We start from the raw sequence: 22,866 nt of genomic DNA, 5'->3' as shown, positions 1-22,866 counted from the left end.
TTTGACCAGATCTCTGGAGAAACACATGACTCTTTCTCACCACGTCGCGGTCATAACCAGCGATGAGCAAGCCCTGATCGTCGCCAGTGACCTGGCCGAAGACTTCAAACGCGACAGCGCCCTACGCGACCGCGAACGTCGTCTGCCACACCCGGAGCTGGAAGTGTTTTCCCGTTCGGGTCTTTGGGGCATCAGCGTGCCAAAAGAATACGGCGGCGCCGGGGTTTCCAACGTCACCCTGGCCAAGGTGATCGCGCTGATCGCCCAGGCTGACGGTTCCCTCGGCCAGATCCCGCAGAACCATTTCTACGCGCTCGAAGTGTTGCGTGTGAATGGCAGCGAAGAGCAGAAAAAACGCCTCTACGCAGAAGTACTGGCCGGCCAACGCTTCGGCAATGCCCTCGCAGAACTGGGCACCAAAACCGCCCATGACCGCGTCACCAGCCTGACCCGCGACGGTGACGGCTATCGCATCAACGGCCGCAAGTTTTACGCCACGGGCGCTATTTATGCCCAGCGCATTCCGACGTCGGTCGTGGACGAAAACGGCGTTCAGCAACTCGCTTTCGTCCCTCGTAACGCCAAAGGTCTGACGGTGATCGACGACTGGAGCGGTTTCGGCCAGCGCACCACCGGCAGCGGTTCGGTAGTGTTTGAAGATGTCTACGTCGCCGCCGAAGACGTGATCCCGTTTCAAAGTGCGTTCGAACGCCCGACCACCGTCGGCCCGCTGGCACAGATTCTTCATGCCGCCATCGACACCGGTATCGCCCGCGCCGCCTATGAAGACGCGCTGCATTTCGTGCGCACCAAGACCCGGCCGTGGATTGATTCCGGCAACGACAAAGCCACTGAAGACCCGCTGACCATCAAGAGCTTCGGTCACTTAAGCATTCGTTTGCACGCCGCCGAAGCCTTGCTGGAACGCTCCGGCGAATTCCTCGACAAGGCTCAGGCCGATACCAACGCCGAGACCGTCGCCGCTGCGTCGATTGCCGTCGCCGAAGCTCGCGCCATCAGCACCGAGATTTCCCTCGCCGCTGGCAGCACGCTGTTTGAATTGGCCGGCAGCCAGGCAACCCTGATCGAACATGGTCTGGATCGCCACTGGCGCAACGCCCGCGTGCACACCCTGCACGACCCGGTGCGCTGGAAGTATCACGCCGTCGGCAATTACTACCTCAACGATGAAAACCCTCCATTGCGAGGGACCATCTGATGGCCGATGCCAAAAAGAAGATCCTGCTCAACGCGTTCAACATGAACTGCATCGGGCACATCAACCATGGCCTGTGGACGCATCCACGGGACAACTCAACTCAGTACAAAACGATCGAATACTGGACCGAATTGGCGCAGTTGCTGGAACGCGGGTTGTTCGACGGATTGTTCATCGCCGACATTGTCGGCGTGTACGACGTCTACCAAAACTCGGTGGATGTGCCGCTCAAAGAGTCAATCCAGTTACCGGTCAATGACCCGCTGCTGCTGGTCTCGGCCATGGCTGCGGTCACCAAAAACCTTGGCTTCGGCCTCACCGCCAACCTGACTTACGAACCGCCCTATTTGTTCGCCCGACGCATGTCCACGCTCGATCACCTGAGCCGTGGTCGGGTCGGCTGGAACATCGTCACCGGTTACCTCGACAGCGCCGCCAAAGCCATGGGCCTGAGCGAACAGGTGGAACACGACCGTCGTTACGACCAGGCCGATGAATACCTGCAAGTGCTCTACAAACTCTGGGAAGGCAGCTGGGAAAACGGCGCAGTGCTTAACGACCCGCAGCAGCGGATCTACGCGCAACCCGAAAAAGTGCACAAGGTCGAGCACAAGGGCGAGTTCTATCAGGTCGAGGGTTATCACCTCTGCGAACCCTCGCCGCAGCGCACACCCGTGCTGTTCCAGGCCGGCAGTTCGGATCGTGGTTTGCTGTTCGCCGGGCGACATGCCGAGTGCGTGTTCATCAGCGGCCAGAACAAACCGTCGACCAAAGTTCAAGTGGACAAGGTGCGCGCCAGTGCCGTCGAAGCCGGGCGCAACCCCGAGGACATCAAGGTGTTCATGGGGCTGAACGTGATTGTCGGCGCCACCGAAGCGCTGGCCTGGGCCAAGCATGCCGAGTACTTGAGCTACGCCAGCGCCGAGGCCGGCGTGGCGCATTTCTCGGCCTCCACCGGGATCGATTTTTCCGAGTACGAAATCGACGAACCGATCCAGTACGTGAAGAGCAACGCGATCCAGTCCGCCACCAAAAACCTGCAAAACAACGACTGGACCCGCCGCAAATTACTCGAGCAACACGCCCTCGGTGGACGCTACATCACCGTGGTCGGTTCGCCTGAGCAAGTGGCTGATGAGCTGGAATCGTGGATCACGGAAACCGGGCTGGATGGCTTCAACCTGACGCGAATTGTCACGCCGGAAAGCTATGTGGATTTCATCGACTTGGTGATTCCGGAGTTGCAACGCCGAGGGTCGTACAAGGCCGCTTACGACAACGGCAGCCTGCGGGAGAAACTGTTTCACGGGGAAGCGCATTTGCCTGAGCAACATACTGGATCGGCCTACCGACGCTAAAAGCTTCGCGAGCAGGCTCGCTCCCACAGGGATTGTGTGACCACTGAAGATCCACTGTGGGAGCGAGCCTGCTCGCGAAGAGGCCCGCCAAAACACCCCAATTTTATGCACTGACTGGAATAACCATCATGACCAAAAACTACCTCTCTCACCCAGTCAAAGCACTGGCCCTGGCCCTCGGCCTTTTCAGCTCCATCACCTTCGCCGCCGACGCGCCGCTAAAAGTCGGCACCACCGCCGCTTTCGCCATTCCCCTGGAAGCCGCCGTCGAAGAAGCCAAGAAACAAGGCCTGCAAGTCGACCTGGTGGAGTTCAGCGACTGGATCGCGCCCAATGTCAGCCTCGCCGCCGGCGACATCGACGTGAACTACTTCCAGCACGTCCCGTTCCTGGAAAACGCCAAAGCCGCCGCCGGTTTTGACCTGGTGCCGTTCGCGCCGGGGATCATCAACAACGTCGGCCTCTACTCGAAGAAATACAAAAGCTTCGACGAACTGCCGGAAGGCGCCAGCGTGGCGATTGCCAACGACCCGATCAACAGCGGTCGTGGCTTGCAGCTGTTAGCCAAGGCCGGACTGATCACGCTCAAACCGGGTGTCGGTTACAAGGCTACCGAAGAAGACATCATCGCCAACCCGAAGAAAATCAAGATCCTGCAGGTCGAAGCCGTGCAATTGGTACGCGCCTATGACGACGCCGATTTGGTTCAGGGTTACCCGGCTTACATCCGCCTGTCGAAGACCTTCGATGCCGGCTCCGCCCTGCTGTTCGACGGCCTCGACCACAAGGAATACGTGATCCAGTTCGTGATCCAGCCGAAAAGCAAAACCGACCCGCGCCTAATCAAATTTGTCGACATTTACCAGCATTCGCCGGCCGTTCGTGCAGCGCTGGATAAGGCCCACGGCAAGCTCTACCAAGCCGGCTGGGAAAGCTGAGGATGACGGCAGCCACTCAACTGCGACTGGAAATTCCAGAGCCTCGCCATACCCCAGAGCATGCTATACAAACCGAACTGCACCCCGACCTGAACCGCGCTCATGTGCGCTTCATTGGCCTGGGCAAAACCTACAACGGTCAGCAAGGCCCCGTGGCCGCCCTGCACGGCATCGACCTGGCGATCCAGCGCGGTGAAGTGTTCGGTATCATCGGTCGCAGCGGCGCCGGCAAGTCGTCGCTGATTCGCACCATCAACCGCTTGGAACAACCGAGTACGGGGCGCGTGCTGATCGATCAGGTCGACATCGGCGAGTTCGATGAAGACCGCCTGGTGGCGCTGCGTCGGCGCATCGGCATGATCTTCCAGCACTTCAACCTGATGTCGGCCAAGACGGTTTGGCAGAACGTCGAGTTGCCGCTGAAAGTCGCGGGGGTGCCCAAGGAAAAACGCGAGCACAAAGTCCGCGAATTGCTGGAACTGGTGGGCCTGCAAGAGAAGCACAAGGCCTACCCGGCGCAGCTTTCCGGCGGGCAGAAACAGCGCGTCGGCATCGCCCGCGCCTTGGTGCATGACCCGGCGATTCTGCTGTGCGACGAAGCCACTTCGGCTCTGGACCCGGAAACCACGCAATCAATCCTCGGCCTGCTGCGCGAGATCAATCAGCGCCTGGGCCTGACCATCGTGCTGATCACTCACGAGATGGCGGTGATTCGCGATATCTGTGATCGGGTCGTCGTGCTGGAACACGGACGAATCGTCGAACAAGGCCCGGTCTGGGCAGTCTTTGGCAACCCGCAGCACGAGGTCAGCAAAACCTTGCTGGCGCCGCTGCAACACGGTTTGCCGGACGAATTGCAAAGCCGTTTGCAGGCACACCCACAGTCCTCGGATGCCGCTGTGGTGCTGCGCTTGCAGTTCACCGGCAGCGCCAGCGATGAACCGGATCTGGCCGCACTGTTCGCCGCCCTCGGCGGCCGTGTGCGCTTGCTGCAAGGTGGCGTGGAACGGATTCAGGGCCATGCATTGGGGCAATTGCTGTTGGCGGTGACCGGTTCGTCCCTCGGCGCAGAGGAATTGCGTCAACGCGCTGGCAACTGGGCGCAACAGGTGGAGGTACTGGGTTATGTGGTTTGATCGCTTGCTGCAAGGCTTCATCGACACCTTCCTGATGGTCGGCGTGTCGTCATTGATCGCGCTGCTGGCGGGCATTCCGCTGGCGGTGATTCTGGTCACCAGCTCCAAGGGCGGGATCTATGAAGCGCCGGCGCTGAACCGTGCGTTGGGGGGATTCGTGAACCTGTTCCGCTCGATTCCGTTTCTGATTTTGATGGTGGCGCTGATTCCGTTTACGCGGTTGATCGTCGGCACCACTTACGGCGTTTGGGCGGCCGTGGTGCCGCTGACCATTGCTGCCACACCGTTCTTTGCGCGCATAGCCGAAGTCAGTTTGCGTGAGGTTGATCACGGGTTGATCGAAGCGGCGCAGGCGATGGGTTGCCGGCGCGGGCATATCGTCTGGCATGTGTTGTTGCCCGAGGCGCTGCCGGGGATTGTCGGCGGTTTCACCATCACCTTGGTGACGATGATCAACTCGTCGGCCATGGCCGGGGCGATTGGCGCCGGTGGGTTGGGGGACATTGCGTATCGGTACGGGTATCAGCGGTTTGATAGCCAGATCATGTTGACGGTGATTGTGTTGCTGGTGGTGTTGGTGGCGGTGATTCAGTTGGGTGGGGATCGGCTGGCGCGAGGGCTCAACAAGCGCTAAGCCTGTTGCGAACACTTTTTGTGGGTGAAGGGGCTTTTGTGGCGAGGGGGTTTACCCCCGTTGGGCTGCGAAGCAGCCCCCAAAGCCATTAAAAGAGGTGTGTCAGGCAAAACAGGTCGGCAGGTTTTGGGGCTGCTTCGCAGCCCAACGGGGGTAAACCCCCTCGCCACAAAAGCATCGGCCGCCACAGGTAATGAGCCACTTCAGAAGGGAACATTTCGCACAAGAAAATCAGGGTGCCAGCAGGGCCAATCCCTTTCATTTGCAGGACGTTTCCTAGATCATTCCGCTCGCTTGCGCCGACAGAATCTGATGACTAGTCTTCGGCCCGTCACTGCTCATCAGTGATCGGGTTTAGTAGCCCGGATCAATAGGCGCATAGCATTTCATGCTCATGTTCGGCACTTTTTGCCGAATGCTGAATATGGTGGCTGTGCGTGGGGCATCTTCGGGTGCACCGGTTTACCTATTGACCGGCCTACTAACCTGCGTACAGCCGCCACCCATCGTTTAGTAGGCGAATAGTGGCGGCTCCCATGCAGCAATAGGAGCAACACTCATGGAAAGATCCATTCCCGATCCACCTCCCGAAACATCCTCCAATAAAGCCTTCACCGACGACCTGCTCAAGGACCGTTCCGCGCTGTACCGTGCAATCGATTTTCATCTCACCGGCAAGCAGCCTTCGGCACCCGATGAACTGCGGTTCTACAACGTCAGTGAGGATGTGAGTTTCGAAGATGCCCAACTCTATGTCGCGGATCTGCTGCGCTGTGCTTCGGTCACGGCTTATCAGTGTGGCGATCACCTCAAAGGCGCCGACAGAGCCATGGTGTTTTCCGTTTGGCATTTGCTGGAGATTGCCAAAGCCATGGTTGATCGGTCCATTGATTGTCTGGGGATGAAACAGGGCTGAGATATCGGTCGGTAGTAATACCGCCTTCGCGAGCAGGCTCGCTCCCACAATTGACCGAGTTGTCCAGACGGACGCGGTTCCCTGTGGGAGCGAGCCTGCTCGCGAATGGCTGCGAAGCAGCCTTCTGCCCCATGGCGTATATTCGGCGAACTCACATTGCCTGCGCAGCCGACCATGAAACAGACCCCCGCCGACCTCGAGCAGATCACCTCCACCACCCTGGGCCATTACAACTCGGTGGCCGAAGGTTTTCGCGAAGGGACTCGCGATCACGATGTCAGCCAGAACATTGATGCGCTGCTGCGGCATATTCAGGGCGAGGCGCCGTTCGACATTCTCGACTTTGGCTGTGGGCCGGGGCGTGATTTGCAAACCTTCACGCGCATGGGCCATACGGCGGTCGGGCTTGATGGCTCGGAGAAGTTTGCGCAGATGGCGCGTGAAGACAGTGGTTGCGAGGTCTGGCAGCAGGATTTTCTAAAACTGGATTTGCCGGCCGAGCGCTTTGACGGGATCTTCGCCAATGCGGTGTTGTTTCATATTCCGCGTCAGGAATTGCCTCGGGTGTTGAAGGAGTTGCGCGGGGCGCTGAAGCCGGGCGGGGTGTTGTTCAGTTCCAATCCGCGTGGCGAGAATCAGGAGGGGTGGAATGGGCCGCGTTATGGGGCGTATCACGACCTCAATGCATGGCGCGAGTTGCTGACTGAGGCAGGGTTTGTGGAGTTGGAGCATTACTACCGGCCGGCGGGGCTACCGAGGGAGCAGCAGCCTTGGTTGGCGAGTGTTTGGCGTCGGGTGTGATTGTTGGGGTGTGTCAATGAGATCCACCCCTCACCCCAACCCTCCCGAAACGTCGGACCGCCCCAAAGGGGCGAGGGGAAAGGGAGCAGATCTTCAAGCTTTTCAAACCTGAGTTCGACTCTATTTCCCCGGTCGCAAAATTTCTCAGGAACACCTCGGTCAGTCCCCTCTACCCCCTGGGGAGAGGGTTAGGGTGAGGGGTGGGTCTCAAGCCGATCACCTTTCTTCGGTTCGCGGATTTTGTACCAGGCAACGTACAGCGCCGGCAAAAACAGCAACGTCAGCAACGTCGCAATAATAATCCCGCCAATCATCGCGTAAGCCATCGGCCCCCAAAACACTTCCCGGGCGATCGGGATCATCCCCATGCTCGCTGCCGCAGCCGTCAGCAGAATCGGCCGGCGACGATGCTCCGTGGCTCGCACCACGGCATCCCACGGTGCATGACCGTCCTTCTCCAACGCGTCGATCTGCGTCACCAGAATCACCGAGTTGCGGATGATGATGCCGATCAGCGCCAGAATCCCGAGGATCGCCACGAAACCCATAGGCGTGCCCGTCGGGATCAGCGCTATCACCACGCCAATCAGCCCGAGCGGCGCGACACTGGCCACCAGGAACAGCTTCTGCACGCTGTGCAGCTGGATCATCAAAAAGGTCGCCATCAAAAACAGCATCAACGGCACGACCTTGGCAATCGGCCCTTGGGCCTTGCCGCTTTCCTCGACGGTGCCGCCGGTGGCGACCTTGTAGCCCACCGGCAAATTGGCGGCGAATTTATCGATGTCGGGTTGGAGTTGTTTCACCAGGTCGGTGGGTTGAATCTCGTCGCGCACAGCAGCCTTGATGGTGATCGTCGGCTTGCGGTCGCGGCGCCAGACCAGCGGTTGCTCAAGTTCATAGCGCACAGTGGCGAAAGCCAGCAACGGAATCGACGTGCCGCCCGGCGTGACGATCTGCAGATTCTGCAGGGTTTCCGGCGTGCCGCGCTCCGCATCGATAGCGCGACCCACCACGTTGATCAGGTAGATATCGTCGTCGACCTGAGTCACCGGTGCACCGACCACGATGCTGTTCATCAGGTTGGCCACGTCTTCCGAAGACAGCCCCAATTGCCGCGCCTTGTCCTGCGCGATGTCGATGCGCAGGACTTTGCCCGGTTCGTTCCAGTCGTAAATAATTTCGCCGATGTGGGTGTTTTTATCCAGTTCGGTGGCCAGGGCGATGGTGTGCTTGCGCACCTGATCGATGTCCTTGCCGCTGACCCGGTACTGAATAGGCCGCCCTACCGGCGGGCCCATTTCCAGCGCCTGGACGTAGCTGCCGATACCGACAAAATCTTTGCGCAGCCGCTCGCGCAAGCGCTGGCTAAGCGCGTTACGCGATTCCAGCCCTTTGCTGACGATCACCAATTGCGCGTAGTACGGGTTCTGCAATTGCTGGTCGAGGGGCAGGTAGAAACGGATCGCCCCTTCGCCGATGTAAGTGCTCCAGCGCACGATGTCCGGGTCGCCCTTGAGCGTCGCCTCGAGCTTGTCCACAGCCTTGCGGGTTTCGGCGATCGAGGCGTTTTGCGGCAGGTTCAGATCGACGAGGATTTCCGGACGGTCCGAGGACGGGAAGAACTGGTTCTGCACGAACTGCATGGAAAACACCGACGCCACGAACAGCGCGATGGTGATGCCGATCGCCCACCAGCGATTGCGCATGGCCCAAAGCAAGCCGTAATTGAACGTCCTGCCGATGCGCCCCGGTTCTGCGTCGTGAGGTTTAACGTTGGCGCTGAGGATGTGCAAGCCGATCACCGGGGCAAACAGCACCGCAACAATCCACGACACGATCATGGCCACCGCGATCACCGCGAACAGCGTGAAGGTGTACTCGCCCGCCGAGCTGGCGTTCAGGCCGATGGGCACGAAACCGGCCACCGTCACCAACGTACCGGTGAGCATCGGGAACGCGGTCGAGGTGTAAGCGAACGTGGCCGCTTGCTCCTTGGTCTCGCCCATTTCCAGGCGCGTGACCATCATCTCGACGGTGATCATCGCGTCATCCACCAGCAGTCCGAGCGCAATGATCAGCGCGCCGAGGGAAATCCGCTGCATGGTGATGCCGCTGTATTCCATGAAGACGAAGACCATCGCCAGCACCAGCGGAATCGAGCACGCCACCACCAGCCCGGCGCGCACGCCGAGGCTGATGAAGCTGACGATCAGCACGATCACCACCGCTTCGAACAGTGCGCTGGTAAAGCCGCCGACGGCTTTTTCCACCACTTCGGCCTGGTCGGAAACGTTGTGCACACCGACGCCTACCGGCAGGTCGGCGGTCAGGTCGGTCATGCGCTGGTGCAACGCCTTGCCGAACACCTGAATGTTGCCGCCCTTCTTCATCGCAATGGCGAGGCCGATGGCAGGATGGCCGTTAAAGCGGAACTCCGGTGTCGCCGGGTCGACATAGCCACGACTGATCTCGGCAACATCGGCGAGGCGGTAGAAGCGATCGTTGAGTCGCAGGTTGACGTTTTCCAGGTCTTTCTCGGAGGCAAACTGCCCAGACGTACGCACGGAAATCCGCTCGGGACCGGCCTCGATCACACCGGCCGGGGTCACCGCGTTCTGCGATTGCAGGCTCTGCACCACCTGGCGCTGATCGATGCCCAGCGCCGCCAGTTTGCGGGTGGAGAAGTTCAGGTACAGGACTTCGTCCTGCTCGCCGACCATCTCGACCTTGCCCAGCCCCGGTACTTCGCGGATCTCGGCGCGGACCTGCTCGACGTAGTCGCGCAATTGGCGCATCGACAAGCCGTCTGCAGTAAAGGCGTACACCGAGCCGAACACGTCACCGAATTCATCGTTGAATCCCGGCCCTTGCAGGCCTTGGGGGAAGTCGCCGCGAATGTCGTTGATCTTCTTGCGCACCTGGTACCAGATTTCCGGAATGTCCTTGGCGCTGGTGGTGTCACGCAAGTTAACGAAGACCGTCGACTCGCCAGGGCGGGTGTAGCTTTTCACGTAGTCGAGCGAATCAAGCTCTTCGAGTTTTTTCTCGATCCGGTCAGTGACCTGCTTGAGGGTTTCTTCCTGGGTCGCACCTGGCCAGCGGGTCTGGATCACCATGGTTTTGATGGTGAACGACGGGTCTTCCTCGCGACCGAGATTCATGTACGAGAACACGCCCATCAGCAGCGCGATGAACATCAAATACCAGGCAAACGACTGATGCTTGAGGGCCCATTCGGATAAGTTGAAACTCCCTTTCATTGCGGGCTGTCCTCATCGATTTTTACTTTCTGCCCCGGTTTCAGGCTATTCACGCCGGCACTGACCACCCGCTCGCCGGACTTCACGCCGTTGGCCAGGACCATCGTTGAGTCAGTGCGGCTGATCAGGCTGACGTCTCGCGGAGAAACGGTTTGGGTCTGCGGGTCGATGACCCAGATGCGCGATTTGCCATCGACTTCCTGGAGCGCGGTCAGGGGCAGTTCGATACGCGGTTTGATCGCGGAGCTGAGGGTCACGCTGATCGCCGTGCCCAGGCGAAACCCCGGTGGCGTGTCGGTCAGTGTCAGGCGGGCGCGACGGGTGCGGGTCGCGCTTTGCGCCTGGGGTTCGATTTCGCGAACGATAGCGGTGGTGGTAATGCTCGGGTCGAGCTGGACGGCAACCTGAAACACCACGTCTTCCGGCAACTGGTCGACCAGGGTGTCCGGCAGGTCGATCACCGCTTCCTTGATGTCCGGCTGCGCCAGGGTCACTACCTGCTGGCCAGCGGTGACGACTTGACCGGCTTCGGCGTTCCACGCGGTGACAATGGCTTTGTGGTCAGCGCGCAGTTCGACGTAGTTGAGCTGGTCCTTGGCCTGATCGACCGCAGCCTTCGCTTGATCGAGGGAGGCCTGGGTGGTTTTGAGGTCGGTCTGTGCAATGTCGAGTTGCGCCTGGGCACCCACACCACGATCGAACAACTCTTGCTGACGCCGGGCGTTGGCCTGGGCGTTGATGAGTTGCGCCTGGACGCTGGCCAGATCACCCTGAGCGGAACGCAACTGGTTCTGCTGATCGGTGGGGTCGAGCGTGGCGAGCAACGCGCCCTTATCGACTTCGGCACCGACATCGACGTTACGGCTGGCGATACGCCCCGGCACCCGGAACCCGACATTGCTTTCATAACGGGCCTGGATGCTGCCGGCGAAGCGGCCCAGGCTTTCTTCATCCAGCGCCTGGACCTTAATCGATAGCACCGGGCGCACCGGCTCCGGTGGCGGTTCTTTTTTCGAGCAGGCCACCAGCATCACACCGGCGAAAACCAGTAGCAGACGCTTCATGGCTGGGCTCCCGCGGCTAAATCCTTGTAGGTGTTTTCGGCGATTTCCACCTTCACGCCGGGGTGCAGCAACTGGCCGCCGGCGATGACGACTTTTTCGCCCCCCTTCAGACCGGCGCTGATGATCACTTTGCCGGTCAGGTAGCGACCGACAGTGACGGTGTGCAGCTGTGCCTTGCCCTCGTCGTCCACCAGCCATACGGCCGGGTCGCTGAGATTTTTCGTCAGTGCCGACCAGGGCAGTTCGACCGCCGATTTGCCCGGTGTCTTGGCCGTGGCACTCACCACCGAGCCAAGCTGCATGCCTTCCGGGAGCCCGTTGAGGGTGACTTTGACCTGCACCGTGCCGGTCTGCGCGGAGACGGCCGGGGTGATTTCCCGAACGGTGCCGGTGGTTTTGATCCCGGGGTTGTCGAGCAGGCTGACGACCACCGTTTTTCCCTCTGGCGGCTCTGTCAGCAGCGATTCGTAGACGTTGAACACCGCGTCGCGCTCACCGTCACGGGCCAGGCTGAAAATCGGCACCGTGGCCTGTACCACCTGGCCAACTTCGGCCTGACGCGCGGTAATCACTCCCGGCGCATCAGCGACCAGCGAGGTGTAGCTCAGTTGTTCACGGGCATTGGCCAGTTGCGCCTGGGCAGCGGTCAGGGCGCTTTGGCTGCTGCGCAAGGCGGCTTGGGCGGAATCGTATTCGCTTTGGCTGGTATAGCCCTTGGGCAGGAGTTTTTGCTGGCGAACGAAAGCGGCGGCGGTCTGTTTGACTCGGGCCTGTTCGGCAACGACCTGAGCCTGGGCCGAGTCGACGTTGGTTTGCAGGTCCTTGGGATCGAGTTTGGCCAGCACTTGTTTGGCCGATACCCGGTCACTGACATCGACCATGCGCTGGATGATCTTGCCACCCACGCGGAACGACAATTCTGTCTGGACACGCGCCTGAACATCGCCGGTAAGTGTCACCGACGCTGCGTAATCAGCCGACTTGACCTCTTGCACGAACACCCGCGGCCGATCCTTCTCGACCGGTTTTTTATCGCCGCACGCGGCCAGCAAGGCAAGGACGCCCAAGCCAACCACTATTTTCAAGCCGGGACCAGCCATGCAGACTCCTTTGCGTTGTACGGACGTGCCGATGGCGATACGACTGTGAGCTTAGAACAGGGTTCAAGGGGACACCTGACAGCTTCAAATAAAGCGATCACATCACGATCCTTGTAGCAGCTGGCGAAGCCCTGTGGGAGCGAGCCCTGCTCGCGAAGGCGGTGTATCAGCCCACATTGATGCCGACTGAAACGCCGCTTTCGCGAGCAGGCTCGCTCCCACAGGGCTTCGCCAGCTGCTACAGGGGCACAGTGCTTCCGACAATAAGGCAAACTGGCGAACCATGCAGCAGGAAGCTTCCCATGCTCAAAACCCTCGCGGTGGCCAATTACCGCTCGATCAATAAATTGGTGATTCCATTGGGTCGGCTGAACTTGATCACCGGCCCCAATGGCAGCGGCAAATCCAACCTTTACCGCGCGTTGCGCCTGCTGGCGGAAACCGCTCAGGGCGGCGTGGTCAATGCCTTGGCCCGCGAGGGTGGGCTGGATTCGACCTTTTGGGCCGGGCCGGAGAACATCACCCGACGCATGCGTAATGGTGAAGTCCCGATCGAGGCAACCGTTCGACACGGCGCCAAACGCCTGCGTCTGGGGTTTGCCGGGGAAGATTTCAGCTACTCGATCGCGTTGGGTCTGCCGGAGCCGAGCCTTTCCGAGTTTTCTCTGGACCCGGAAATCAAAAAGGAATGCATCTGGTCCGGTCCGTTTTACCGCCCGGCCAGCCTGCTGGTGGACCGCAACGGCCCAATGATTCGCACCCGGGTCGGTCGCGCCTGGGACGTACTGGCCCAGCACACACCGAATTTCGACAGCCTGTTCGATCAGGTCGGCAGCTTTCGCACCTCGCCGGAAGTCATGCAGTTGCGTGAATTCATCCGCCGCTGGCGGTTCTATGATCACTTTCGCAGCGACGCCGACGCGCCGGTTCGCCAACCGCAATTGGGCACCCGCACGCCGGTGCTGCATCACGACGGTCGGGATCTGGCGGCCGCGTTGCAGACGATCCGCGAAATCGGCGATCCCGAGGCCTTGCAAGCCGCCGTCAGCGACGCTTTCCCAGGCGCGCGATTGAACATCGCGCCGCTTCAGGGTGGTCGGTTTGCGATCGAGTTTTACCAGGAAGGATTGTTGCGGCCCTTGTCGGCGGCCGAGTTGTCGGACGGGACATTGCGCTATTTGCTGCTGGTCGCCGCGCTACTGACGCCTCGGCCACCGACGCTGATGGTGTTGAACGAGCCGGAAACCAGTCTGCACCCGGACCTGTTGCCAGCGTTGGCACGGTTGATTATTCGCGCGTCGGAGCAGTGTCAGGTGTGGGTGGTGTCCCATGCGCGGCGGTTGATCTCGGCGTTGCAGGAGGATCCGGAGTGCAATTGCATTGTGTTGGAGAAGAATCTGGGCCAGACCGGGATTGTCGGGCAGCGGATGCTGGATGAGCCGGCGTGGTATTGGCCGGATTGATTGGCTGGACTTTCGATCCCCCCCTCACCCTAGCCCTCTCCCCGAGGGGCGAGGGGACTGACCGAGTTGTACTTTCGAGTTACATCGACCTGAAAGTCCGAGTCGAACTCAGGTTCTGAAAGGCCCCCAATCTGCTCCCTTTCCCCCTCTCCCCCGTGGGGAGAGGGCTGGGGTGAGGGGTGGATCTTAGACCCACCCACATTTCAAAATCCAATCACCCCTGCCACTTCCCACCCTCGACAATCACGCTCTCAGGCTTGGTGTCATCGCTCAGCTCTTTACGCACATATTGGTCATACAGCTTGAGCAAATACTTCTCCTCCCCCAACTTCGCCAACTCGGCATTCACCCAATCGCGCAGTTCGATATTGCCCTTCTTCACCGCCGGCGCAATCGGTGCTTCAGCGCCCAACGTCTGGGTGAGCACGCGATAGCCAGGGTTCTGTTTCGCCCAGCTGAACAGCACCAGATTGTCCTGCGCATACGCATCGCCGCGCCCATTGGCCAGCGCTTGCAGAGATTCAGAGTTTTTCTCGAATTTCAGCAGTTTCCAGTCCGGGTGGTTCTTGGTCAGCCAGATATCGGCCGTAGTGCCGGTGGTGACGATGGTGGTGCGCGTCGCCAGGTCATCAAGGTTTTTCACCGAACTGGCCTGTGGCACCAACGCCTGCACCGCCACCTTGAGGTTAGGGTTGGTGAATTCCACCGCTTCCTTGCGCTCGGGGGTAACGGTCATGTTGGCCAGAATCAAATCGACTTTGTCGCTTTGCAGGAACGGAATCCGGCTCGCCGGTTCTACCGCGACGAACTCGACCTTGTTCTCATCGCCCAGCAGATCTTTGGCGAATTGACGGCCGATGTCGGTATCGAAACCGACGTAACGTCCGGCTTCATTAACGAAACCAAACGGCGGTTTATCGGTGAAGACACCGACGATCAGCTTGTCCCGTGCTTTGATTTTTTCCAGATAACTGGCACTGGTGGCCGCTGGTTTGGCGGGTTCTTCGGTTTTGTTGCAACCGGCCAGCAACACGAGGCCGAGCAGCGGGAGTAGCAGCAGAGAAGACTTGGCAGTTTTCATAACAGTTCCAGTTCCTTTGTTTGAGTCGTTTTGGGTAGTGCGGCGACGTAGGAGAACTTCTCCAGGAACTGCTGCGCTCGTGCGGTTTGCGGGTTCGTAAAGAAAATCTCGGGAGGGTTTTGCTCAAGGATTCGCCCGGCATCCATGAACACAATTCGGTCAGCCACGGCGCGGGCAAACGCCATTTCGTGGGTGACGATCAGCAGGGTCATGCCCTCGCGGGCCAGACCCTGGATAACTTCCAGTACTTCCTTGACCATTTCCGGGTCGAGGGCGGCGGTGACTTCATCGAACAACATGACCTTCGGGTTCATGCACAGCGAACGGACGATGGCGATGCGTTGCTGCTGGCCACCGGAGAGCTGTCTTGGATAAGCATCGCGCTTGTCCGAAAGGCCCACGCGCTCAAGCAACGCTTCGGCCTGGGCACGGGCCTCGCGGCGGTCGCGCTTCTGCACTTTGACCGGGCCGAGTAGCAGGTTGTCGAGCACGCTCATGTGCGGGAACAGGTGGTAACTCTGGAACACCATGCCGATCTGCTGCCGCACTTCGCGCCAGTCGGTGCCCTTGCCCTGCAACTCGCGACCGGCAAAATTCAAGCTGCCGCTGTGGGCGACTTCAAGACCGTTCAGGCAACGCAGCAAGGTGCTTTTACCGCAGCCGCTGGGGCCGAGGATGACGATCACTTCGCCCGACTTCACTTGCAGATCGATCTCTTTGAGTACCTGTTGCTCGCCGAAAAACTTGTTGAAACCCTTGAACTCGATCAATGCGCTCATGCTTGCGTCCAGCGCCGCTCCAGCACGCGCGAGGCGGCTGAAAGCGGGTAGCAGATGAAAAAGAAAAACAGGAACAGTGCGCCGTAGATCAGCACCGATTCGTAAGTGCGTTCGATGATCTGCTGGCCGACCTTGATCACGTCAACCACACCGATCAACACCGCCAGGGAGCTGGTCTTGATGATGCGCGTGTAAACGTTGATGGTCGGCGGCGTCATGCGTTTCAGCGCTTGTGGCAGCAACACATAGCCGTAGAGTTGCGGGCCGTTCAGGCCAATCGACAACCCCGCCTCACGCTGCCCGCGCGGCAGCGAATGCAGCGCGCCGCGCACCACTTCGCCGACTTCGCTGGCGCCCCACAACGACAACACCAGCACTGCGCACCAGAAACTCGGAATGCTCAGGCCGAAGAAAATCGGCAGACCGAAGAACAGCAAATACAGCCAGACCAGCACCGGAATTGCGCGGAACAGTTCCAGGTAGACCCGCAGGGTCGCGTTCAGCCATTTCGAATTCAGCGTGCGCAGCACACCGTAAAGCACGCCGCCAACGGTGCTGATGGCGATGCTCAGGAAAGAGATCGACAGCGTTTGCGCGGCGCCCTTGCCCAATTGCGGCAACGACACCCACAACAACTCAAGACCCGAACTGGCCATGCTGGAGCCTCCTTTCCAGACGGCTGAGCAGCAGCGACAGCGGTAGAAACAGCAGCACGCAAATCAACGTCAGCACGGCGAGCATTTCGTAGGTTTTGTAGTAGAGCGCGATGTAGCTCTTGGTGGTGTAGAGAATCTCCGGCACCGCCACCGCTGAGACCACGGTGGTTTCCTTGAGCAGGAAAATAAAATTGGCGAACAACGACGGCAGGCTGAGGATGCCGGCTTGCGGCAGGATCACGTAGCGCAGCAATTGCCCGTGGGACAGGCCGATGGAGCGGCCGGACTCGAGCTGCGCCGCAGGCACCGCGTCGACGCCGGCGCGCAGCACTTCGGTGAGGTAGGCACCGCCGAGGAAGGTCATGGTGATGATCGCCGCCGCAAAGCCTGAAACGCTGATGCCCAGCGCCGGCAAGGCGAAGTAAACGAAGAACAGCTGAATAAGGAGCGGTGTATTACGCGCCAGTTCCACGTACAGCCCGACCAGGCGCTGCAAGTAAGGCGTGCGGAACACCAGAATCGTTGCGTTGATCAGCGCCACCAGCAACGACGTGCCAATGGCGATAAAGCCGACCTGCAGCGTCACGCCCACGGCTTTAAGAAACGCCGGCAAGGTGCTGAGGATAAATGCGTAATCGAAGTTCATTGAACATCCTGGACGCCGCAGGGTAAGCGACGGTGGTGCAGTCCATGGGCAGTGGATAACTACCCGGCAGGCACCGACTTTAAAGGTATAAAAAGAAGAATTTAAATACCGTTAAAGCATATTGATATCACGCAAAAAACTATCTTCCGCATTTGCTGCGGCAGCAGAAGACGACTATTTTTCTTTGCGTTGCAGGAAGGATCTTTTTTTCAAAATGCCCCTCCAAGGACGAACAATTTTTGGCCAGACTCCCCCGGCCGAACCCTCACAAGGAAGAGAACATGGCTGACGTAAAAGTGCCACAGCGGCTGGATCCGCAGGACATCGTGAAGTTGTTGGTGGCGTTGCGCAGAGCGTTGGAGGCCAGAGCGGCCTAAAACCTTCAAAGCAAAAGATCGCAGCCTCGTTTCACTCGACAGCTCCTACAGGGGATACGCATTTCAATGTAGGAGCTGTCGAGTGAAACGAGGCTGCGATCTTTTGATCCTGGCGCAATAAAAAAACGCCGACGCTCTATCAGCCGTCGGCGTTTGAAACCTTGAAGGGGTTTACCTCGCGAATCAGAACGCCGGCAATACCGCGCCGCTGTACTTCTTCTCGATGAAGGCTTTCACTTCAGGACTGGTCAACGCCTTGGCCAGTTTCTGGATGGCAACGCTGTCCTTGTTGTCCGGACGAGCCACCAGGAAGTTCACGTATGGCGAATCCGAACCTTCGATCACCAGCGCGTCTTTAGCCGGGTTCAGACCTGCTTCCAGCGCGTAGTTGGTGTTGATCATGTCCAGGTCGACCTGGTCCAGAACACGCGGCAGCATGGCCGATTCCAGTTCCTTGAACTTGAAGTTGTGCGGGTTCTTGGCGATGTCTTTCGGGGTGGCCAGAGCGTTTTTCGGGTCTTTCAACTCGATCAGGCCAGCCTTCTGCAGCAGGATCAGGGCACGGCCGCTGTTGCTGCCTTCGTTCGGGATCGCGATGGTTGCGCCGTCTTTCAGCTCAGCCAGGGTTTTGACTTTCTTCGAGTAGCCGCCGAAGGGTTCGACGTGCACGCCGATCACGGTCACCAGATTAGTGCCTTTGCCTTCGTTGAAGCTTTTCAGGTACGGCAGGGTCTGGAAGTAGTTGGCGTCCAGACGCTTCTGGTCGACCTGTACGTTCGGCTGAACGTAGTCGGTGAAGACTTTGATTTCCAGGTCCACGCCTTCTTTGGCGAGGGTCGGTTTGATCAGTTCCAGAATCTCGGCGTGTGGAACGGGGGTCGCCGCAACCACCAGTTTCTCGCCAGCCTGGGCCAGGCCCGCGGTCAGGGCAGCCGCCAATGCGGTGAACAACAGAACCTTTTTCATGCAGTGTCCTTATCGAAAATCACGGTCGTCATCGACGACGGCTTGTTTAGTACGAGTGCCAGTGAAGTGCTATCGCTGGCGTGACGCGGACAATACCGGGATTTTTTATTCCCGAACAATATCTTTTATTCACTTTCATATTCCATTTTGTTCATACAGCTCTAACTCACGCATCTACCCGTAGGAGCAAAGCTTGCTCGCGATCCTGGCAACGCGGTCTGTCTCTCAAACGCCATCGCGGGCAAGCCTTGCTCCTACAAGAGCGCGGTCTGTTTGAGGAGTTGTTTCAAGGCTACTTTTTCGGCGACAGAACCGCTGGTGAGAACCTGCTTCAGCTGCCGCTCGATCTGCACTAATGGCGCAGGAGCTTCAGGCAGATTCAAATGCTCCGGCAAAATCTCATCGCCGGTGCTGACCAACAACGCAAAGTGAATGACGTTCTCCAGCTCCCGGGTGTTGCCCGGCCAACTGTGTTGCTCTAACAGATGCTGTGCGGCTTCGCTGATCAGCGGCACCGGCAGGTCCAGGCGCTGGCTGTAGATGCCGAGGAAATATTCGGACAGCGACAGAATATCGCCCACCCGTTCACGCAAGGCCGGCAGTTCGAGCTGGCCTTCGCTGAGGTAGTGGTAGAGCCGCTCATTGAATTTTCCGGCGGCCACCGCTTGGGCCAGGTCGATACTGGTCGCGGCGACCAGGCGCACGTCCACCGGGCTTGGTTGGTGAGCGCCGACGCGAGTGACTTCGTGGTTTTCCAGGGCCGCTAGCAACTTGATTTGGATCGGTAGCGGCAAGTCGCCGATCTCATCCAGGTAGAGCGTCCCGCCGTTGGCAGAACCGAACCAACCCGCGCGACTGCTGGCCGAACCGCTGTAACTGCCGGCGGCATAGCCGAACAATTCAGCGTCGGCGTAAGTCGGACTGATCGCGCCGCAATTGACCGACACGAACAACCCGCCACGATCACTCGCACGATGGATGTGCCGCGCGAGCAACTCCTTGCCACTGCCGGTTTCGCCACGGATCAACACCGAGATCGAGCGCGGTGCCAATAGCTCCAGCTCCTGGCGTAACTGACGCGAACGAGGATCGACAAACACCAGCGCCTTGGCGCGAATGCTCAGGGGACTTTTTTCTGCGTCGGGGAAGGTCAGCAGCGGCTGACCGAAGGCTTCAAAACTCATGGCAGACTCCCGCCCAAAACCGCCGGGAGACGGGGGCGTTGTTTTAAAAAACAAAAGAAAAAAAAAGAAAAGGTTCAAGCACGTCGCAGGGCGTGGTGTTCCATTCGGTTTTGCAGGCGATAGAGATAGGCAAAACCCTGCTCCCAGCGTTGGTGACCGGACTTCACGTTGATGTGTCCGGCACCCGACAAAATCCCCGCCTCGGCGCCCCAGTGACGTGCCAGTTCCAATGCGCGCGGTGTGCTCACGGCGCTGTCGTTGTCGGAGCTGACAACCTGACTCGGGAACGGCAGCAGATGGGTTGGAATCGGTGCAAAGTTGCGCAGGGCCGGTGCGCAGGCCGGACGCTCGACGTCCGCAGGGGCGACCAGCAAGGCGCCGCGAACCTGACGCAAAAACTGCACGGGCGCAGTAGCGGCCCAATGCGCGACAGTAATGCAACCCAGGCTATGGGCGATCAGGATCACCGGCGTGCTGTCGGCGGCAATCGCCTCAGCCAGTGCCGCCACCCAGTCTTCACGACGTGGGGTCAGCCAGTCGGCCTGCTCCACCCGCGCGCTGTTCGGCAGGCTGTTCTGCCAATGGCTTTGCCAATGATCTTCTGGCGATCCTTGCCAGCCCGGCACAATCAGGTAGCGAATTGATTCGTTGCGCATGGGGGAGCTCTCCTGCTGCGTGTCTGTTCCTGTGCAAGTATAGGGAGGAGAGTTATATTCGTTAAGGAATAAGAAGCTATTTATTAAGACCTATAAGGAATATACAGCAGTTTTGAATAGACAAAAAAAAGGGACCGCACCCTGCCAAGGAGACGGCCCCGGAAACTCAAAATCTGCTAGCGCGAACAACATCACTGGATGCGATGATTGACTGAAACGGTTATCCAATAAAGGAATATTTAATTACTTTATTAGATCCAAAAAGCATATATCAATCAGCGATACAGTCACCACCAGGCAACCCTGCTTGCGTCATAACGTATCGCCCTTTTGGGTCAGATTGATGACGGGCGCCTTTGCTGTTTTGAGTTTCCGGACACATCGATCAAGCCTGAGCAGCACGAACCTCCTGCGTCTCTGTAGCTTCCTTGCGCACAAACCGGTTCGCCCGCCCAAACGTCCCGAAATCATTGAACCGAACACCCATCTCACGCATCACCTTATGCGCCACCGGCACGGTCATCTGACGGATGTAAAACGGTTCCTTGACCACAAAATGATGGAGGCCGTGACTGCTGCCGAAGTTGAAGCAGAACGCCTGCAACGGCCACATCCACCACGGGTTCAGCACCTGGGTCTGCTGAATCACATTGCCCGGCTCAACGTCACCGTAGTAATGCATGTTCGAGCTGACAAAGTGCAGGCAGAACGTACGCAACACGTTCGGGCCGATGATCACCACCGCAGCGATATCGATGACTTGCATTACCGACAGCGTGGTCGCCGACCATTCGATCGACGTTCCCATCAGATAGGCGATGCCATTGGCCGCATGGAAACCCAGGAACATGTACCAAGCCCCCCAATGCACCAGCGCCAGTGGCGCGTAGACCTTCAGCGCGCGCTTGATAATGCTGATCTTGTGAGCCCAAGTGTTGGCCCGCAGCATACGGATGAACGCCGACATCACGTTGTCGCCGACCATCAACAGCCGCGCGAAACCCCAAGGCTCGCCGTTGGTGATGGCGCGCTCTTCCAGGTCGGATTCCGTGCCGGAGACTTTGTGGTGATTGAGGTGCAGATGCCGGCGAATCCACGGATTGATCGTGCTCGGCCGCGCCAGCCACACCAGTCCCATCATCAGGTTGTGCGGCACGCGCTGTTTGCGAAAGTACATGCTATGGATCAGGTCGTGTTCGAGTTCGTGGGTCAACGAGGCAAAAAATGCGTTGAGCAACAGGCATACCCACCACACCATATGCCCGGCCATGTAGAGCGTCGCCGAGCCAATCATGCCGACCAGCGCGAAGGCCAGAATGCTCGCGCCCAGGGCGTCCTGATGGTTGAGAATCGGGTAGCGCTGACGCAGTTCAACGCCCTTGGCCAACACCACTTCGCGAATATGTGCTGAACGTTGCGCTACATTCAGTCGCTGGGGACTTGCAGAAGTACCGTGCATGCTTCCATCCTCTGGTTATTGATGTTCGCATCCTGCCCTGAGTACCCTGCCAGAGCGGTAGCCGTGAACGCCAACCTGTTGACCGGAAGCGCCAATCAGCATGACTGAACCGACCTCCCTCGCCAGCTGGACCCGCGCCCTGCGCAAGCAACTCGATGCCCTGGGCCTCGACAGCACCGCCCTGTGCCAACAGGCGGGGCTCGACCCGCGACTGATGGACGACCCGAACGCCCGTTACCCGTTGTCCGGCACCACGCGCCTGTGGGAAATCGCGGTGCAGGTCAGCGGTGATCCGGCGATTGGTTTGCGGGTATCGCGCTTCGTCAGCCCCACCACGTTTCACGCGCTCGGTTATGCGCTGGTGGCCAGCGGCAGTCTACGAGAAGTGTTCGAGCGTATCGTGCGTTATCACCAGGTGGTCAGCGATGCCCTGGAACTGGAACTGACCCGCACCGAGGACCGCTACCGCTTCCGCCTTAAAATCCCGCCAGGCAATCCGGCCCCGGCTTTCGAAGCCATCGATGCCTTCACGGCGATTTACGTGCGCACCTGCCGCAATCGCCTGGGCCGCGATTACGCCCCGCTGGCGGTGTACCTGCGCCGCCCGGAACCGGCGGACCCGCATCAATGGCACAAAGTCTTCCGTTCACCGGTGTACTTCGCCGCCGATGAAGACCGACTGGAATTCGCCGTCGTGGACTTCGACAGCCACCTGGACGACGCCAACCCGGAACTGGCCGAGCACAACGAAGCCGTGCTCAAACGCACCCTCGCACAACTCAAACCCCTGACCTGGGAACGAAAGGTTCGCGACGCCATTGAGGAGCAATTGCCGGAAGGTGAGCCCAGCGCCGAACATATCGCCCAGGCTCTGCATCTGAGTTTGCGCAGCCTGCAACGGCATCTGGCGGACGAGGGTTGCCGGTTCGACACGCTGCTCAACGAAAGCCGCGAGAATCTGGCGCTGCTGCATTTGCGCGATCCGCAATGCTCATTGAGCGAGATCAGCTACTTGCTGGGATTTGCGGATACGAGTAGCTTCAGCCGCGCGTTCAAGCGCTGGACGGGGATGACACCGGGGCAGTTTCGGGATGGGTTGCAGTGACAGATCCGGAATATGGGTTGTTTGGCCTGGCCTCTTCGCGAGCAAGCTCGCTCCCACACTTGATC

20 protein-coding genes are annotated in these 22,866 nt (G+C 59.3%); 9 read left to right on the top strand and 11 right to left on the bottom strand.

Going from position 1 to position 22,866, the window contains the following annotated elements:
• Positions 1–25: 25 nt before the first annotated feature.
• The 7 genes from ACYZTW_RS01990 to ACYZTW_RS01960 all read left to right on the top strand — a co-directional run bounded on the left by ACYZTW_RS01990 (position 26) and on the right by ACYZTW_RS01960 (position 7,002).
• The gene (locus tag ACYZTW_RS01990) at positions 26–1,219 is read left to right on the top strand and encodes an SfnB family sulfur acquisition oxidoreductase (RefSeq protein ID WP_462003530.1); all 1,194 of its coding nucleotides are present in this window, start codon (positions 26–28) and stop codon (positions 1,217–1,219) included.
• Entirely contained in the window at positions 1,219–2,577 is a 1,359-nt protein-coding gene (locus tag ACYZTW_RS01985; RefSeq protein ID WP_462003529.1) for an LLM class flavin-dependent oxidoreductase, read from the top strand. The genes ACYZTW_RS01990 and ACYZTW_RS01985 overlap by 1 nt, the downstream gene beginning before the upstream one ends.
• 128 nt (positions 2,578–2,705) lie before the next feature.
• A complete protein-coding gene (locus ACYZTW_RS01980; RefSeq protein WP_462003528.1) occupies positions 2,706–3,515 on the top strand; it encodes a MetQ/NlpA family ABC transporter substrate-binding protein in 810 nt (269 codons plus the stop codon).
• A 2-nt stretch (positions 3,516–3,517) separates the two neighbouring features.
• The gene (locus ACYZTW_RS01975) at positions 3,518–4,651 is read left to right on the top strand and encodes a methionine ABC transporter ATP-binding protein (RefSeq protein WP_462003527.1); all 1,134 of its coding nucleotides are present in this window, start codon (positions 3,518–3,520) and stop codon (positions 4,649–4,651) included.
• Positions 4,641–5,285 carry a methionine ABC transporter permease gene (locus ACYZTW_RS01970; protein ID WP_462003526.1) on the top strand — a complete coding sequence of 215 codons (645 nt, stop codon included), beginning with the start codon at positions 4,641–4,643 and terminating at the stop codon, positions 5,283–5,285. Before ACYZTW_RS01975 ends, ACYZTW_RS01970 begins: the two co-directional genes overlap by 11 nt.
• Before the next feature lie 559 nt (positions 5,286–5,844).
• Positions 5,845–6,201, top strand: a complete 357-nt coding sequence (locus ACYZTW_RS01965) for a DUF6124 family protein (protein ID WP_462003525.1) — start codon at positions 5,845–5,847, stop codon at positions 6,199–6,201.
• A 174-nt stretch (positions 6,202–6,375) separates the two neighbouring features.
• Positions 6,376–7,002, top strand: a complete 627-nt coding sequence (locus ACYZTW_RS01960) for a class I SAM-dependent methyltransferase (RefSeq protein WP_462003524.1) — start codon at positions 6,376–6,378, stop codon at positions 7,000–7,002.
• Positions 7,003–7,190: 188 nt separating this feature from the next.
• On the opposite strand, the gene ACYZTW_RS01955 is transcribed toward ACYZTW_RS01960, so the two are convergent.
• From ACYZTW_RS01955 to ACYZTW_RS01945, 3 genes are read right to left on the bottom strand one after another with little or no spacing between them, the layout of a single operon-like run.
• Positions 7,191–10,265: an efflux RND transporter permease subunit gene (locus tag ACYZTW_RS01955; RefSeq protein ID WP_462003523.1), complete on the bottom strand. Its 3,075-nt coding sequence runs from the start codon at positions 10,263–10,265 to the stop codon at positions 7,191–7,193.
• Positions 10,262–11,329: an efflux RND transporter periplasmic adaptor subunit gene (locus ACYZTW_RS01950; protein WP_462003522.1), complete on the bottom strand. Its 1,068-nt coding sequence runs from the start codon at positions 11,327–11,329 to the stop codon at positions 10,262–10,264. Before ACYZTW_RS01950 ends, ACYZTW_RS01955 begins: the two co-directional genes overlap by 4 nt.
• Positions 11,326–12,429, bottom strand: coding sequence for an efflux RND transporter periplasmic adaptor subunit (locus tag ACYZTW_RS01945; RefSeq protein ID WP_462003521.1), 1,104 nt, complete (start codon positions 12,427–12,429; stop codon positions 11,326–11,328). The genes ACYZTW_RS01950 and ACYZTW_RS01945 overlap by 4 nt, the downstream gene beginning before the upstream one ends.
• 302 nt (positions 12,430–12,731) lie before the next feature.
• On the opposite strand from ACYZTW_RS01945, the gene ACYZTW_RS01940 reads away from it, so the two are divergent.
• The gene (locus tag ACYZTW_RS01940; protein ID WP_462003520.1) at positions 12,732–13,892 is read left to right on the top strand and encodes an AAA family ATPase; all 1,161 of its coding nucleotides are present in this window, start codon (positions 12,732–12,734) and stop codon (positions 13,890–13,892) included.
• Positions 13,893–14,106: 214 nt separating this feature from the next.
• On the opposite strand, the gene ACYZTW_RS01935 is transcribed toward ACYZTW_RS01940, so the two are convergent.
• The 8 genes from ACYZTW_RS01935 to ACYZTW_RS01900 all read right to left on the bottom strand — a co-directional run bounded on the left by ACYZTW_RS01935 (position 14,107) and on the right by ACYZTW_RS01900 (position 21,696).
• Positions 14,107–14,973: a transporter substrate-binding domain-containing protein gene (locus ACYZTW_RS01935; RefSeq protein ID WP_462003519.1), complete on the bottom strand. Its 867-nt coding sequence runs from the start codon at positions 14,971–14,973 to the stop codon at positions 14,107–14,109.
• Complete coding sequence (locus tag ACYZTW_RS01930) at positions 14,970–15,752, bottom strand: amino acid ABC transporter ATP-binding protein (RefSeq protein WP_462003518.1); 783 nt, start codon at positions 15,750–15,752, stop codon at positions 14,970–14,972. The genes ACYZTW_RS01935 and ACYZTW_RS01930 overlap by 4 nt, the downstream gene beginning before the upstream one ends.
• Complete coding sequence (locus ACYZTW_RS01925) at positions 15,749–16,408, bottom strand: amino acid ABC transporter permease (RefSeq protein ID WP_462003517.1); 660 nt, start codon at positions 16,406–16,408, stop codon at positions 15,749–15,751. Before ACYZTW_RS01925 ends, ACYZTW_RS01930 begins: the two co-directional genes overlap by 4 nt.
• Positions 16,389–17,054, bottom strand: a complete 666-nt coding sequence (locus ACYZTW_RS01920; protein ID WP_462003516.1) for an amino acid ABC transporter permease — start codon at positions 17,052–17,054, stop codon at positions 16,389–16,391. Before ACYZTW_RS01920 ends, ACYZTW_RS01925 begins: the two co-directional genes overlap by 20 nt.
• A gap of 560 nt (positions 17,055–17,614) precedes the next feature.
• Positions 17,615–18,397, bottom strand: coding sequence for a MetQ/NlpA family ABC transporter substrate-binding protein (locus tag ACYZTW_RS01915; protein WP_077432234.1), 783 nt, complete (start codon positions 18,395–18,397; stop codon positions 17,615–17,617).
• A 254-nt stretch (positions 18,398–18,651) separates the two neighbouring features.
• Positions 18,652–19,581 (bottom strand): sigma 54-interacting transcriptional regulator, encoded by a 930-nt coding sequence (locus ACYZTW_RS01910; protein WP_462003515.1) that lies wholly within the window; start codon positions 19,579–19,581, stop codon positions 18,652–18,654.
• A gap of 74 nt (positions 19,582–19,655) precedes the next feature.
• Positions 19,656–20,237: an alpha/beta hydrolase gene (locus tag ACYZTW_RS01905; RefSeq protein WP_223432440.1), complete on the bottom strand. Its 582-nt coding sequence runs from the start codon at positions 20,235–20,237 to the stop codon at positions 19,656–19,658.
• A gap of 385 nt (positions 20,238–20,622) precedes the next feature.
• Positions 20,623–21,696: a fatty acid desaturase gene (locus ACYZTW_RS01900; RefSeq protein WP_462003514.1), complete on the bottom strand. Its 1,074-nt coding sequence runs from the start codon at positions 21,694–21,696 to the stop codon at positions 20,623–20,625.
• A gap of 100 nt (positions 21,697–21,796) precedes the next feature.
• On the opposite strand from ACYZTW_RS01900, the gene ACYZTW_RS01895 reads away from it, so the two are divergent.
• On the top strand, positions 21,797–22,801 hold the full coding sequence (locus ACYZTW_RS01895; RefSeq protein WP_462003513.1) for an AraC family transcriptional regulator: 1,005 nt from the start codon (positions 21,797–21,799) through the stop codon (positions 22,799–22,801).
• The last annotated feature ends 65 nt before the right edge of the window (positions 22,802–22,866 follow it).

The organism is Pseudomonas sp. LB3P25, assembly GCF_054897985.1.
Note: the sequence above shows the minus strand (reverse complement) of the source record. Positions and strands in the feature narration are given on the sequence as shown.

Coding starts and splice junctions, on each gene's coding strand:
- ACYZTW_RS01960 (WP_462003524.1), top strand. CDS start 6,376: ATGAAACAGACCCCCGCCGACCTCGAGCAGATCACCTCCACCACCCTG.
- ACYZTW_RS01925 (WP_462003517.1), bottom strand. CDS start 16,408: ATGGCCAGTTCGGGTCTTGAGTTGTTGTGGGTGTCGTTGCCGCAATTG.
- ACYZTW_RS01940 (WP_462003520.1), top strand. CDS start 12,732: ATGCTCAAAACCCTCGCGGTGGCCAATTACCGCTCGATCAATAAATTG.
- ACYZTW_RS01930 (WP_462003518.1), bottom strand. CDS start 15,752: ATGAGCGCATTGATCGAGTTCAAGGGTTTCAACAAGTTTTTCGGCGAG.
- ACYZTW_RS01895 (WP_462003513.1), top strand. CDS start 21,797: ATGACTGAACCGACCTCCCTCGCCAGCTGGACCCGCGCCCTGCGCAAG.
- ACYZTW_RS01935 (WP_462003519.1), bottom strand. CDS start 14,973: ATGAAAACTGCCAAGTCTTCTCTGCTGCTACTCCCGCTGCTCGGCCTC.
- ACYZTW_RS01970 (WP_462003526.1), top strand. CDS start 4,641: ATGTGGTTTGATCGCTTGCTGCAAGGCTTCATCGACACCTTCCTGATG.
- ACYZTW_RS01975 (WP_462003527.1), top strand. CDS start 3,518: ATGACGGCAGCCACTCAACTGCGACTGGAAATTCCAGAGCCTCGCCAT.
- ACYZTW_RS01945 (WP_462003521.1), bottom strand. CDS start 12,429: ATGGCTGGTCCCGGCTTGAAAATAGTGGTTGGCTTGGGCGTCCTTGCC.
- ACYZTW_RS01965 (WP_462003525.1), top strand. CDS start 5,845: ATGGAAAGATCCATTCCCGATCCACCTCCCGAAACATCCTCCAATAAA.
- ACYZTW_RS01910 (WP_462003515.1), bottom strand. CDS start 19,581: ATGAGTTTTGAAGCCTTCGGTCAGCCGCTGCTGACCTTCCCCGACGCA.
- ACYZTW_RS01905 (WP_223432440.1), bottom strand. CDS start 20,237: ATGCGCAACGAATCAATTCGCTACCTGATTGTGCCGGGCTGGCAAGGA.
- ACYZTW_RS01985 (WP_462003529.1), top strand. CDS start 1,219: ATGGCCGATGCCAAAAAGAAGATCCTGCTCAACGCGTTCAACATGAAC.
- ACYZTW_RS01955 (WP_462003523.1), bottom strand. CDS start 10,265: ATGAAAGGGAGTTTCAACTTATCCGAATGGGCCCTCAAGCATCAGTCG.
- ACYZTW_RS01980 (WP_462003528.1), top strand. CDS start 2,706: ATGACCAAAAACTACCTCTCTCACCCAGTCAAAGCACTGGCCCTGGCC.
- ACYZTW_RS01950 (WP_462003522.1), bottom strand. CDS start 11,329: ATGAAGCGTCTGCTACTGGTTTTCGCCGGTGTGATGCTGGTGGCCTGC.
- ACYZTW_RS01920 (WP_462003516.1), bottom strand. CDS start 17,054: ATGAACTTCGATTACGCATTTATCCTCAGCACCTTGCCGGCGTTTCTT.
- ACYZTW_RS01900 (WP_462003514.1), bottom strand. CDS start 21,696: ATGCACGGTACTTCTGCAAGTCCCCAGCGACTGAATGTAGCGCAACGT.
- ACYZTW_RS01990 (WP_462003530.1), top strand. CDS start 26: ATGACTCTTTCTCACCACGTCGCGGTCATAACCAGCGATGAGCAAGCC.
- ACYZTW_RS01915 (WP_077432234.1), bottom strand. CDS start 18,397: ATGAAAAAGGTTCTGTTGTTCACCGCATTGGCGGCTGCCCTGACCGCG.